13 protein-coding genes are annotated in these 14,363 nt (G+C 36.9%); 10 read left to right on the top strand and 3 right to left on the bottom strand.

The window, feature by feature from the left end; translation table 11 throughout:
* Positions 1-1,229 (bottom strand): DNA polymerase III subunit gamma/tau (gene dnaX, locus IO68_RS24875; protein ID WP_023013289.1); only part of this gene is annotated, 1,229 nt, incomplete at its 3' end.
* A gap of 200 nt (positions 1,230-1,429) precedes the next feature.
* Between dnaX and IO68_RS24870 the strand changes: the two genes are divergently transcribed.
* From IO68_RS24870 to IO68_RS24825, 10 genes are all read left to right on the top strand, one after another.
* Entirely contained in the window at positions 1,430-2,593 is a 1,164-nt protein-coding gene (locus IO68_RS24870) for a cupin domain-containing protein (protein ID WP_023013288.1), read from the top strand.
* 205 nt (positions 2,594-2,798) lie between these two features.
* Entirely contained in the window at positions 2,799-3,854 is a 1,056-nt protein-coding gene (locus tag IO68_RS24865; RefSeq protein WP_023013287.1) for a linear amide C-N hydrolase, read from the top strand.
* Between the two features lie 35 nt (positions 3,855-3,889).
* Entirely contained in the window at positions 3,890-4,405 is a 516-nt protein-coding gene (locus IO68_RS24860) for a hypothetical protein (RefSeq protein ID WP_031234789.1), read from the top strand.
* A 364-nt stretch (positions 4,406-4,769) separates the two neighbouring features.
* Positions 4,770-5,336 (top strand): TetR/AcrR family transcriptional regulator, encoded by a 567-nt coding sequence (locus IO68_RS24855; protein ID WP_019384336.1) that lies wholly within the window; start codon positions 4,770-4,772, stop codon positions 5,334-5,336.
* A 543-nt stretch (positions 5,337-5,879) separates the two neighbouring features.
* Positions 5,880-6,191, top strand: a complete 312-nt coding sequence (locus tag IO68_RS24850; RefSeq protein WP_004879228.1) for an ArsR/SmtB family transcription factor — start codon at positions 5,880-5,882, stop codon at positions 6,189-6,191.
* Between the two features lie 88 nt (positions 6,192-6,279).
* Positions 6,280-7,977, top strand: coding sequence for a SulP family inorganic anion transporter (locus IO68_RS24845; RefSeq protein ID WP_023013285.1), 1,698 nt, complete (start codon positions 6,280-6,282; stop codon positions 7,975-7,977).
* Between the two features lie 200 nt (positions 7,978-8,177).
* A complete protein-coding gene (gene sstT / locus IO68_RS24840; protein ID WP_023013284.1) occupies positions 8,178-9,380 on the top strand; it encodes a serine/threonine transporter SstT in 1,203 nt (400 codons plus the stop codon).
* A gap of 6 nt (positions 9,381-9,386) precedes the next feature.
* A complete protein-coding gene (locus IO68_RS24835) occupies positions 9,387-10,067 on the top strand; it encodes a YoaK family protein (protein ID WP_023013283.1) in 681 nt (226 codons plus the stop codon).
* 3 nt (positions 10,068-10,070) lie between these two features.
* Positions 10,071-10,610: a DUF2058 domain-containing protein gene (locus tag IO68_RS24830; protein ID WP_019384339.1), complete on the top strand. Its 540-nt coding sequence runs from the start codon at positions 10,071-10,073 to the stop codon at positions 10,608-10,610.
* 120 nt (positions 10,611-10,730) lie between these two features.
* Positions 10,731-11,981 (top strand): mechanosensitive ion channel family protein, encoded by a 1,251-nt coding sequence (locus IO68_RS24825; protein ID WP_023013282.1) that lies wholly within the window; start codon positions 10,731-10,733, stop codon positions 11,979-11,981.
* 57 nt (positions 11,982-12,038) lie between these two features.
* Here the strand turns inward: IO68_RS24825 and IO68_RS24820 are convergent, their stop codons facing one another.
* Both IO68_RS24820 and IO68_RS24815 read right to left on the bottom strand, forming a co-directional pair.
* The gene (locus IO68_RS24820; protein ID WP_023013281.1) at positions 12,039-12,368 is read right to left on the bottom strand and encodes a hypothetical protein; all 330 of its coding nucleotides are present in this window, start codon (positions 12,366-12,368) and stop codon (positions 12,039-12,041) included.
* 98 nt (positions 12,369-12,466) lie between these two features.
* On the bottom strand, positions 12,467-14,308 hold the full coding sequence (locus tag IO68_RS24815) for a phage capsid protein (RefSeq protein WP_227502885.1): 1,842 nt from the start codon (positions 14,306-14,308) through the stop codon (positions 12,467-12,469).
* Between the last annotated feature and the right edge of the window lie 55 nt (positions 14,309-14,363).

Genomic DNA, 14,363 nt, shown 5'->3' with positions numbered 1-14,363 from the left:
TCAGGTTCAGGTTCAGGTTCAACACTAGCCACTTCTACAGGTGCTGCAAACTGTTTTTCTTGACGTACATCTGAAGCAAGCTGCTGATTTTGCTGGTCAAGTATCTGCACTAAAGGTGCCGCCTGAACAGTCACCTCGTTTGAATGCATAGGCCTAAATGCAAGCATTCGTAAAACACACATCTCGAAACCCTGCTCTTGCGTGACCGCTAATTGCAAATCAGCACGCCCTTTGCAAGCGATTTGATAATACAGTTGTAGGTCTTGTGCAGAAACAAGCTTCGAAAGCTGTAGGATTTTTTGATTGATTTCTTCACTATATTTAAGCGCTAAATCAGGTAGGTACTGCAACAACGCCAACTCATGAAGCGTTGAAACCAATTGATCCAAAACTAAAGATACATCTAAAGCTTGCTGTCTAAATTGCAAAAGCAGCTGACTCACTCGTGCTTGCTGATTTTGATGAATCGCGAGAATCAAGTCATAGATAATCGTTCGATCAATCAGACCTAACATATCTTTAACATCTTGATGGTGTACAGCGCCCTGACCATAAGCAATCGCTTGATCTGTCAGTGACAGTGCATCACGCAGCGACCCTTGTGCAGATTCTGCAATTTGCCAGATGGCATCTTGATCTGCATCAATATGCTCTTTATTTAAGATCGCCGTTAAATGTTCGGTAATTTCATCTACCGCCAAAGGACGTAGAGTAAATTGCAAACAACGAGAAATCACCGTAATTGGTAACTTCTGAGGATCAGTTGTCGCAAATAAGAATTTTACATGTTCAGGTGGTTCTTCTAATGTTTTCAATAAGGCATTAAATGAATGCGTTGAGAGCATGTGCACTTCATCGATCAAATAAACTTTGAAGCGACCTTGAGTTGGAGCATATGGAACATTATCAAGTAACTCACGCGTATCTTCTACCTTGGTACGCGATGCCGCATCAATCTCGATCAGATCAATAAAACGACCTTCATTCACGGCTTTACAAGTTGCACAAACTTCACATGGTGTTGAAGTTACACCAGTCTCACAATTCAAACACTTGGCTAAGATACGAGCAATCGTCGTTTTACCGACACCACGCGTTCCTGTAAATAAGTAAGCATGATGCAAACGACCACGTTCTAATGCACTCGTTAAAGCACGAGAAACATGGTTTTGCCCCACTAACTCATTGAAATTACGTGGTCTGTATTTTCTTGCAAGTACTTGATACATGTATGCTCCTTATTGCAGCTTAAGCATACTGTTTTTTCGAAAGAGCTGTAAATGAATACATGTTTAATTGATCAAGATTAAATACATTCGATTACTTTCAAGGACAATTGCTCAGCAAGCTGACATCAAGCAAGACTTGCACCTGTTCGCAACTCAAGGGAAAATAGCCCCTAATTTTTTATGTTGTTGGTTTATTTCCCATGTCTCAATCTTTAGCGGTTTTAGGCGGCATTACCGCAAAACAATTTTTAAATGAATATTGGCAAAAAAAACCATTACTCGTTCGCAATGCGATGCCTGAAATTATTGGCTTATTAGAACCTGAAGATGTGCAAGAACTTGCACTTGAAGAAGATGTCACTGCACGTCTGATTCGTCAAAAAAACAAGAACCCAAATGAGTGGCATGTCAAATCATCACCGTTGACCAAGGGTGATTTTCAAAAACTACCAAATTTTTGGACTTTGCTCGTACAGGCAGTAGATCATTACTCCTTTGATATTTCAGAGCTTTGGAAAAAATTTCCATTTATTCCCCAATGGCGTCGTGATGACATTATGGTGTCTTATGCACCTAAAGGTGGATCAGTGGGTAAGCATTTTGACTTTTATGACGTATTTTTAGTTCAAGGACATGGTCATCGCCGCTGGCAACTTGGACAGATGTGTGATGAATCAACTCAATTTATCCCAGATCAGCCTTTAAAACTATTGCCAGAAATGGATATTCAATTTGATGAGGTTCTTGCCCCAGGTGACTTGCTCTATGTACCTCCAGGACTGTCGCACTATGGTGTTGCTGAAGATGATTGTTTAACGTTCTCATTTGGCTTTCGTATGCCAAATCTATCTGAAATGATTGATCAAGTGAGTGATAAATTTGCAGAGAACACTTTACTTAAAAATCCACTTGCAGATATTGCACGTCAGCAAACTGCACATATTGGCGAAATCAATGAAGTCGAATTTTCATATTTAAAAACACAGCTATTAGATTATCTAACCAAAGCACCTGAGTTCGATGCTGCCATCATGGCATATATGAGTGAATCAAGTTATCCAAACAACATTCCTGAACCTGAAGAAGTTGAAGCAAATGATCTAAGTGAAATCATCGGTACGGGTTATAAATTAATACTTGAACCTGCATCAAGATTACTTTATCGCATGCAAAATGGTTCTTTAGATTTTTGGGCAAATGGTGAAAACGTTTGTATTTCAAAACCGTTTGCAAACCAATTAAAACGTATCGCTGATGGCGAAAATATCGCTTTAGATGAATCATTCAATGATGATGCAGTATTAGAAGACATTGCCATGCTACTCAACAATGCTGTTGTGATGTTGCTACCACCTCAAGAGTAAACGATTTACCAATACTTCTAATATCAATGGTTCAGGTTAATTTACTTAACTGCGATAACGAGACCTACTGATATTAGAAGTAAATTTTTCCAACGATTACATTTTAATTATTGAATAAGATATCGAATTTAATAGACTCATTTACAACAACTTAAAAAACATAAATTACATCAAACCATTCTATTTACAATAACGGAGAACGCTTGTGTTAAAAAAAGCATTATTTTGTTCATTTGTTGCTTCCTCTCTTTTCCTTCAGACAGCTCAAGCTTGTACACGTGCTGTTTATCTAGGAAATGATAATCACATTATTACAGCACGATCGATGGACTGGAAAGTTGATGTCGGTACAAACTTGTGGATTATGCCAAGTGGCGTTAATCGCGATAGTAATGCTGGTCCTAAATCACTTAAATGGAAATCAAAATATGGCAGCGTGATTGCCTCTGGATATGATATTTCTACAACAGACGGGATGAACGAGGTTGGATTAGTTGCCAATGTTTTGTGGTTAGTTGAATCTGAATATCCTGATGCCAAAAAATCAAATAAACCTCAACTCAGTATTTCTGCATGGGCGCAATATGTTCTTGATAATTATGCAACAGTTTCTGAGGCTGTAGCAGCTTTAGAAAAAGAACCGTTTGTCCTCATTACTGACAATGTACCAGGTGAACAACGATTAACTACCTTGCATTTATCATTATCTGACAAGACTGGTGATAGCGCGATCATTGAATACATCAATGGAAGACAAGTCATTCACCATAATAAAAAATATCAGGTAATGACGAATTCACCTATATTTGACCAACAACTTGCGCTAAATACATATTGGAAACAAATCGGTGGCACAGTCATGCTACCCGGTACTAATAGAGCTTCAGACCGTTTCGCACGAGCATCATTCTATATCAACGCCATTCCTAAAAACGATAACTCTAAAGAGGCACTCGCCTCCGTATTCAGTGTAATTCGAAATGCATCAGTTCCTTTTGGATTAAATACTGAAGAAGAACCCAATATCTCTTCTACACGCTGGAGAACGGTTGCTGATCATAAACAGCAATTATATTTCTTTGAATCTGCTGTATCTCCAAATGTTTTTTGGGTAGATTTAAAGAAAATCAACTTTAAAGATGGCGTAACGCGTAAGCTTGATTTAGGAAAAGATCAGCAAAATACATTTGCTGGTGATGCGACTGATCAATTTAAAGCATCAAAACCATTTGAATTTCTTGGGCCACAGTTACATCATTAAAGCGTTAAATTGAAAATAAACTTGAGAAGTGAAATATGAAGAATGTAATTTGTTTGCTAAGTCTTTGCGTCATGATGGCGGGTTGTGCAAATATGCAAAATACAACAACACCATCGACGACGATTGATCACCTTGCTACTGCGGGTTCATTGAACTGTAAATCAAATGAGTTATGTCCAAATGTCGTTGTTGAATGGGACAAACAGCAAAAAGATAAATTACATCTCGACGTTGCATTAACAAGTACGTATCAATATTACGACATCAATGGTTTAACTTTTTTTGTTGATGGTAAATCCTTTTCTTATACTCCAGCTGGAAAAACTGAGCAAAAGTATATTAACCGTTTAATTCCAAAACGCTCTTCTAATTCATTTAGCCTTCCAAGTGCGTTTTTAATAGAACTTAGAAATGCTAAAAATGTAGAACTTGCGATTGCAACGGATAAAGGCTCAATAAAACGTTCTGTTTATACGCCAACGGAACAATCTATGCTCTATCAAAACTTTGCTCGTTTAATTTCTGAACTTTCTAATAAATCTGCGAAGTAAAATAATTTTAGTCTTCAACGCTCGTTATTTATTTCAATGTAGATAACGAGCACACTATAAATCAGTACTCAAAAATCACAATAAACCCTATCAATATAGCAGTTATCCGCCTAAGCCATCTAAAATATGTAAATAAAATGGTTTTTATTAGAACAATCAGTTTTTACATTATTTTAATTACTTCCAATTATTCATATTGTTAATTTTATCAAAGAACTACGACTGGAAATTTCAAAGTCAATTCAATAAATATTGTTAGTTTTCCCTAGGATATTTTATAAATACCATGTAAAATCGCTGCCAAAATCGCATGACAGGATGCAAAACCATGCTCTGCTGACGATGAGCAAACTCGAGGCTAAGTATGTCAAAAAAAGAAGATATTATTAACACAGCATTAAAACTTTTTAATTCACATAGCTATAATTCGATTGGGGTTGATCGAATTATCAGTGAGTCAGGCGTTGCCAAAATGACTTTCTATAAATATTTTCCATCTAAGGAAAAATTAATCGAAGAATGTCTACTACAACGCAATATTAATTTACAAACCTCTTTGAATGCCGCTTTAGCTGAATGTGATCCTGAAGATCCATTAGGACAATTAAAAGCCATTTTTGAATGGTATAACGCATGGTTTCTTAGCGAAGACTTCAATGGTTGTATGTTTCAAAAAGCATTAGATGAAGTTATTAAAATCTATCCTTCTACGCTTGAACCTGCGACTCAATATAAAATTTGGCTTACAGCACTTGTTCAAAGACTATTAACACAACTTGGTATTCAGAATCCGACTCACTTAGCGACATTGATTGTAAGTATTTTGGATGGCATGACGATACAAGCCCATGTGAATAGACATTCAGTTGAAATGGATCAGTACTGGACACGAGTTGAACATTTAATCAATTATGAGAAGGCGTTAGCTTAAACAGCAACGCTTTTTTCTTGTTGTAAAATCAATTTATCTATATGCTGACTACAAGAAAAAAACAAAGCGTGATTTATAGTTATTATTGTGGCTCACGCTTGCGTCTGAGTTGGAAAGAATAATAAAAATTATTACCCTCTGGCGGTCGTACAAATTGCACATCCCGATCCTTTTTATGCAGACAGATCGTTCTGTCTTGTTTTTAATTATATACCCTTTTTATTAAATCACAACTACTTTTTTAATTTTTTTATATTTGTTAATTAAATTAACCACATAATTTTATTGATAAGTAAAATTTAACAATATAGTTACATTGCAGCATTCTTCAAAAACACATCACGGCTTAAAACAGTTAGTCAAAAAACTGAAGCAAATCACACTTCATAGGGAAAAAGTAAAATATTAAACACTATTGAGATTAATTATCATTTTTACTTATATATCTTTTCATTAAAAACCATTGCAATTATTCAGTTTTACTACATTTTTTCTTTTCAAGCATTTTATACTACACTTTGGTCGTAATTTTGGGAGGTGAACATGCAAAAGGGTCTTGAGATTGAAGCAATGAGGGAGTCAGCAGGCTCAATTGTTAATGTACTTAAATCTCTAGCAAATACAGATCGTTTGATCATCTTGTGTCATTTAGCCAAACAGGAATTAAATGTTTCTCAAATAGAGGAACTTACGCAAATTTTCCAACCGACTCTATCACAACAACTGATGATGCTTCGCAAAAGTAATGTGGTTGCAACACGTCGTGAAGGTAAACAGATTTTCTACTCTATTAGCGATCCAAAACTACGCGTTGTTTTGACTACACTATATGAAAATTATTGCCCTAATATTTAATTGTTTAGGAAATTGCATACTAATTTTAAAATTGGATCACTTTTTTCTGCATAATGTATTTAGGATTTTATAATTTAGATCATCGTGCATGAAAAAATTAAATATAAAAATATCGAATATATTTCCTGCCATACAATGGTTAAAGCACTATCAATACAATAGTTTTAAAGCCGATCTAATTGCAGCACTGATCGTACTTGCAATGCTCGTCCCTCAAGGAATGGCTTATGCCATGCTGGCAGGTTTACCTCCAGTCATGGGGATATATGCAAGTATTCTTCCCATGATTATTTATGCTTTTACGGGAAGTAGCACCACTCTCTCAATCGGACCTGTCGCAATTATATCAATGATGGTATTTGCGACACTGAATCCGCTCTTCCCTGTGGCATCAGAGGCTTATATAGAAGCCGCTTGTTTACTCGCGATATTAGTGGGAATTATTTCCTTTATTCTCGGTATTTTCCGTTTTGGTTTTCTCATTCAGCTGATTAGCCATCCTGTGATTCAAAGCTTTATTATTGCTTCCGCATTACTGATCGCGCTTGGACAGTTAAAGTTTTTATTAGATATCCCTATAAAAGCCAACAATATTCCAGAATTTATCTTATCTCTAGTACAAAATATTCATCAACTCAGTTTTCTGAGTATTAGCTTCAGCCTTGTGGCTATTTCAATGCTAATTCTCTTACCTAAAATCGTTCCAAGCAGTTTTATCGCAAAAACGACACCACTTGTATTGGTAATAAGCTCTATTGTTATGGTTTATCTGACCAGTTTTGATCAGCATGGTTTAAAAACAGTTGGCGTGATTCCAACGGGATTACCTAACTTTCATTTTCCAACCTGGGATTTTGCGTTAGTACAGAAATTACTGCCAAGTGCATTCATGTTCGCTATGATTAGTTTCGTAGAGTCTTTGGCAATCGCACAAGCCACAGCCTTGCAAAAACGTGATGACTTAAATAGTAATCAAGAACTTATCGCTTTGGGGCTTGCAAATATTGCAGCAGGTATTAACTCAGGTTTTGCAGTTTCTGGAAGCCTATCCCGTACAGTTGTAAATGCAGATGCGGGAGCCAAAACACCCATGGCGGGTGTTTTATCTTCTTTATTTATGATTGCAGTTAGTCTTTATTTCACAGGGCTATTTCAAAATTTACCATTAACTGTTTTAGCTGCAACGATCTTTGTCTCGATTTGGAAATTGGTTATCTTCACTCCTTTTTATGAAACATGGAAATATTCTAGAGCTGATGGACTTGCCATGATTGCAACCTTTTTAGGTGTAACATGTATTGATATTTCTACTGGGTTAATCATTGGGATCGTCTTAACTTTTATTTTATTGTTATGGCGGATCAGTCGCCCACATATTGCCGTCATTGGTCTGATTGAAGGAACGCAACATTTTAGAAATGTCTCTCGTTATGACGTTGTCACCATTCCAACCATCGCATCCTTTCGTGTAGATGAGAATCTCAGCTTTTTAAATGCGCATGTGCTCAAAGGCTATATCATTACAGAGTTAAGTCATAACAAGGCTGTTAAGCATGTTGTGATTAACTGCTCAAGCATTAGCAATATCGATCTTAGCGCACTTGAAATGTTAGAAGAACTTAATAGAGAACTCTTGATTTTAGATATCAAATTACATCTATCTGAAGTCAAAAGTCCTGTAATGGATCGCTTAGTAGACTCAAAACTGATTAAGGAACTCGCAGGACAAATTTTCCTGTCACATTACCAAGCAATTCAATGCCTTTCATCAGAAAGTACTGTTTGAACTTTTATTTTGAGCGTATTTTTTTTACACAAAAGGATATGATTGATTTTTATAAAATACTTTTAAAAACATTATGTTATTTTTTACAATATTTTTAAAATAAATAGTCATCAAAAAAAATTTCAATATTCGTAGCGCTTGGGTATAGAATACGGCGCTTGTTTAACCTTAAACCGTGCATAGGTTTGTAAGGCCTTTATATGTTTAGTGTATTGTCTCACTTAAGTCTAGTTAGCAAAATTATTATCGCTATTATTTGGGGGATTGGCGTGGCTTTGCTGTTTCCTAACGTTACACCTTATCTTAGTTTATTAGGTGAATTATTTATTAAAGCGTTGAAATCGGTTGCCCCTATTCTCGTTTTTGTTCTTGTGCTTTCTTCAATTGCCAATTTCCAAGTTGGACAGAATTCTAATTTAAAACCAGTGATGGTGTTATATGTAGCAGGTATGCTTCTTGCCGCTTTTAGTGCGGTGATTGCGAGTATTGTTTTTCCTAGCCAGCTGTTCTTACACTTAGCAGCCCAATCAGATTTACAAGCACCTGGCAGCTTAGCTGAGATCTTAAAAAATCTACTGCTTAGCTTTATTGCCAATCCTGTTCAAGCAATCAGTGAAGCAAACTTTATTGGAATTCTAGCTTGGGCGATTGGTTTAGGTCTTGCGTTGCGCCATAGTTCAGATACAACCAAGCAGGTATTGACTGATGTTGCTGATGCCGTGAATAAGATTATTCATACAGTCATTAGCTTTGCGCCTATCGGTATTTTTGGATTAGTTGCAGTAACTTTTGCAAGCGCAGGTTTCGCGACTTTAGCAAGTTACGCACATTTGCTCATGGTGTTAATCGGCACAATGCTATTCGTTGCACTGGTGATCAACCCTATTCTAGTTGCAATCACTATGCGTGCAAATCCATATCCATTGGTATTTAAGTGCTTAAGAGAAAGCGGTATTACTGCATTCTTTACGCGTAGCTCAGCTGCGAATATTCCTGTGAACTTGGATCTTGCGCAACGCTTAGGTGTAAATGAAGCAACTGCTGGTGTATCTATTCCGCTTGGTGCAACCATTAATATGGCAGGTGCAGCAGTAACCATTACCGTATTAACTTTAGCTGCGGTAAATACCTTGGGTATTCACGTTGACCTAAGCACAATGTTGATTCTATCTATCGTAGCTGCGGTTTCTGCATGTGGTGCTTCAGGTGTTGCAGGTGGGTCATTATTGTTGATCCCTGTTGCATGTAGCTTGTTTGGTATATCATCAGAAGTAGCGATGCAGGTGGTTGCTATTGGTATGATTATTAGTGTGTTGCAAGACTCAACTGAGACTGCACTCAACTCATCGACCGATGTTTTATTCACCGCTGCAGTAGATTTTAGAAACCGAGAAAATCAGTAGATTGCTATGCCATTACAACGTTTACCGAACTGGATTCAATTAGGTGCTTTCTTATTAGCCCTGAATGCAGGAATGGTAAACGTTCTTGGCTTAATCACTGTCCTTCATCAGTCTGTCTCACATATGACAGGCAATGTCAGTATGTTAGCGATGAGCTTAATTGACTGGCAGCCAGAACACTTCATTTATCTCTCACTCGTCATCTTCTGCTTCGTTGTAGGCTCCTTTTATAGCGGTCTAATTTTAGGTAACAGTCATGTGGCTTTTGGTCGTCATTACGGATTTCCTCTAAGTTTTGTTGCTGTTTTTCTCTTGCTTACTTGGCTACTTGTCCCTTATTTTCCGCGTTATAGCTTATTGTGGGCTTGTGCAGCAATGGGTATGCAAAATGCAATGGTCAGCCACTATAAAGGTGCAATCATCCGTACTACGCATTTGTCAGGTGTACTGACTGATATAGGCCTAGCCTTAGGCTACAAAGCTCGCGGACTAAAAGTAGATAATCGACGCATTTTTTTACATTTACTCATTTTTATTGGTTTTTTACTTGGCGGCATTGTTGCCAGTTTGCTTTATCCTTATTTAAAATTACATGCTTTTCTCGTTCCAGCAGCACTTAGCTTTGTCATGAGCATGGCCTATTGGATCGTTTATTTTCGCTTCTCAAAGAACTCAAATTTGGATTAAATTATGGTTAAAAATGCACTTCAGGCTCAGCTATTAAAAGCAGGTTTAGTCGATAACAAGAAAGCGAAAAAATTGACTAAACAAGCTCAACATGAGCAACGTACTGGTCAGAATGATGATGCTGAAATTAAAGCAAAAATTGACCAAGCGAAACAAGAAAAACTTGCTAAAGATCAAGCATTAAACCAAGAAAAGCAAAACCTATTAGAAGAAAAGGCACTAAAAGCTTCAATCATTCAAATGATCAAGCAACACAAGATCAAAGAAACTGAAGGTGATGTGGCTTATCAATTTATTGATGAAAATAAAATTAAAAAGGTATATTTATCACAGCAAGTTTACAACGCACTGGTATCAGGATCTTTGGTCATTGCCAAAGACCAAGAAAGCTATGCTTGCCTACCAAAAGCTTTAGCTGAACGCATCGATCAAAAAATGCAGGGTTTTATTCTTGTGAATAACAATACTGAAAATAATGACCAGACAACCGATGAAGAAGATCCATACGCAGCATATGTCATTCCAGATGATTTAATGTGGTAATCCCCGAACCAAAGAAATGTAAAAACACCTTACAAATCGTATATAAACTGTGATTAGATTATTATAGTTTCCCCCTAACACCTTACAATTCTCCTTCAAAGAATTTTAAGGTGTTTTAGTTTGGATTATTTAAAGTTTGTCAGTGAAATTCGAGGTGAGTTAAGCCATTATTCATGGCTCGAAATGCTATTAGCATTAGCCATGCTGATTTTCTTTGCTGCTTTAGCAAATTTTATCGCTAAGCGGATTATCGTGCGTGGAATTCGTCATTTAGTTACTAAACTTAAATCTCCAAACCAATCTATTTTTGCTCAACATAGCATTATTCGAAGATTTGCGAATATTGTCCCAGCGATTGTCATCATGAATGGTATAACCACCATTCCTCATTTACCCGCTAAAGTGATTTCATTTATACAAATGGGCGCTCAGGCATTTATTTTCCTTACGATTGCCCTAACGGTAAGTGAAGCACTGAACATCTTTAACTTAATCTATCAACGTAATCCGAAATCAAGAAATAAGCCCATTAAGGGATATCTACAACTCGTCAAATTAATCTTATTTGTCGTGTGTGGCCTAATGATTTTAGGAACGTTCCTGAAAAAAGATGTTTTCACACTGCTCGCTGGTTTTGGTGCGATGGCTGCAGTGTTAATGTTGGTTTTCCAAAATACGATTCTTTCTCTCGTAGCCAGTGTGCAAATTGCATCTTACGACATGGTTCGTATTGGTGACTGGATTGAAATGCCTTCGCTTAATGCGGATGGCGATGTCATTGATATGTCATTACATACTGTGACAGTTCAGAACTTCGATAAGACCTATACGACTATTCCAACCAATAAACTTGTTACTGATACCTTTAAAAACTGGCGTGGTATGAGTAATGCAGGTTGTCGTCGTATGAAACGCTCTTTATTCATTGACCAAAGCAGCGTGCACTTTATGACAGATGAGGAACAGCAAAAGCTCAAAGACTTCTTGTTGTTAGACCAATATTTAGATGCTAAACAATCTGAAATTGATGAATTCAACAAACAACTGAGTAATCAATCACGTTATAACAAACGTCGTTTAACGAATCTTGGTACGTTTAGAGCCTATGTAGAATTTTATTTACGTCAACATAAAGGCATTGCTCAAAATCAAACGATTCTAGTTCGCCAAATGCAGCCAACCAGTGAAGGTTTACCTTTAGAAATCTATGCATTTACCAATACTATTGCATGGGCTTCTTATGAAGCGATTCAGTCAGATATTTTTGACCATCTAATCGCAATCGTCCCAGAATTTGGATTGCGAGTTTATCAAGCCCCTTCTGGTTATGACTTTCAAGTGATGTCAACAGAACAGAAAGAGCATACATAACGTTTAAATTAATGAGAATCTGCTTTTTAGCAGATTCTCTTTTAACGGTGCTGAAAACTAATCACAAAGAATATTTAATTTCTGAGAATAGTAATCCGTAGAGACTTTTAGATCAGACATCAATTTTTCTTTTGTATAGTCCTTCGGTGCTAACTTAAGTAAAGCGGGTACATATTGAGACTCATACAATTCAGGATAGTCCTTACAAAGTACGCGTGTTTGCTCTTCTTTCGATGTGTCAGGATTGTCTAATGTATCCATATATGCTGAAATTTTGTTATCAACAACCTCAAAACCTTCCTGAGCTTTATCGCTTTTAACTTCAGGCTCTTTATTACAACCAACAAATAACATTGACATAAAGCCGATCAACAAAATTCTTTTCATAAGTACATACTTTACTGAAGCTTTTCATAAAAATTAAAACCAATTTATACTGAAAAAACAGCAAAGGCTATGGTTTTCCTGTGGGCTTTATCCATTTTCTATAAGTAAATTTCGGGTGGATAAGGCGTATCATCTGTAATTGCTGTATACGGCGTATTTCCAACATAAAAAGTATTTGGTAATTGAGCTGCGTCAATCACGATGGAGTCAGCCATAACTTGCGGATATGCCCAAATAAATTGCTTCATTAATTCCAACGAATCGTTATTACTCATATCACCAAAGACTCGCTGCCAAATCGGTGTTCGATATGGTTTCGTTTTATCAAAACCGTAGACATGAGCAATCGTTTCATCAGGAACAAAACCAGCCAAATAAGCCACTTTATTTTCAGGATAATTCAGATCTTGAGTTGGTATCGTAGAAACAGCCTGATAGGCTGTATTTAATCTGGCTTCTAATATCCAGTCATAAGCTTCGGTCATAATAAAATCAAAGTTTGGATAACTATAATGTTCACTTGGATAATTAATATCTGTGACAAGCGTTTCTATTTCCGTCCGAATGGTAGGGAAAAAGATCAATGGACATACTTGAGCCGATGGATACTGTGCTTTAACAGTGCTGCGAATATCACGACAGGTCTGTCCTAATTTATTTCTCAACCACGCCTTAAATTCATCATATGGCGTGCCTGTTTTATTCATTGCCTCATAAATCGTTCCCAGATCAGGCGTATACAAGCCCGTATCTGCATTAAAGGCAAGTTTAGTCGGATAATCATAGATACAAGGCAAATTGCTACCTTGGTTATACCACCACCACGGTTCTCCTATTTGCATGAATACATCACATCCGCCTATATTCATCATATCTGCGAACTCAACAAATACTTTATTTAGATACGCCAATGCACTTTGATCCGACATGCTAAAAAAATAACTCGGAGGCTCGTAACCTGTTCTCCCTAAACTATTATTCCAATCACGCTGCGCCCAAAATTCATTAGCAGCTAATGAATACATTTCAAAGCTGACACCAAATATAGGCTGCATTCCAACATCATGCAGTGCTTCTGCAAAATGCTCATGCCATTTACGGGCACATGGATTGACTACATTTTCATTGGTTGTCAATGTATTTGGTATTTGCCACTTGCCAATATCACTTTGCCATGACATCTCAGGATATTTAGACATTCCACAGTAATGATTAACAAAGCCCTGATAGCCCAATGCAGCCATATTACTGACGATACGCTTAGGGTTTAAATCATAGTGATCATCATAACTGCTACAAATTCCATAATCATGAGGTGCTATAGAAACTCGCTTTAGAACAAGTTTTGCACTCACACCTGTTGTTACAGAATTAGTGATACGAATATATCCATCTTCTGCTTGCGCTAACGGAATTGTTGAATGTCCGTTATAACTAGATGTAAATCCTGAAAATGAAATCCGCTGAATATTGCTGACAGGAAAGCTATCCGTGGCTGAAAACCCTGCTTTTACTGAATCCCAATCAATTTTAATATGCGCTGTTCTTGAGCTTGGCTGATTTGCATAATTAAACAACACCACGTAAGCGACTTTAGTCTGATCATTTTCAGTATATTGAATCGTTAATGTGGGCGTGAGTGTTTCATTATTTAACACAGGCATAGAGGGTGATAACTCAATATCAAAATCCCAAATCATCCCTGAATAATCATACTTCGTCTCATAAGCTAAAAACTGATGATCTTTACTGTCATGAGAATCCCAACTAACGCCAACAAGGTCAGTCGTTGCCCGTGATCGAAAGGATGCCTCAAAACCATTTTCATAATCAGTGATTGCAAATGACATTGTTTGTGGGCCATCAACACGCCAATACATCGGGCTAAATCGATCAATGATCATGTCTTCAACTAAAAATGACGGTGTAGCATCATTCATAAGAGTTTCATTTTGCTTACTATTTTCTGTCATTTATTTATTCTCAAGTCATCAA

It is taken from the genome of Acinetobacter sp. COS3 (assembly GCF_000475335.1).
GTDB classification, from domain to species: Bacteria; Pseudomonadota; Gammaproteobacteria; order Pseudomonadales; family Moraxellaceae; genus Acinetobacter; species Acinetobacter venetianus.
This window is presented reverse-complemented; position numbering and strand designations above follow the sequence as displayed.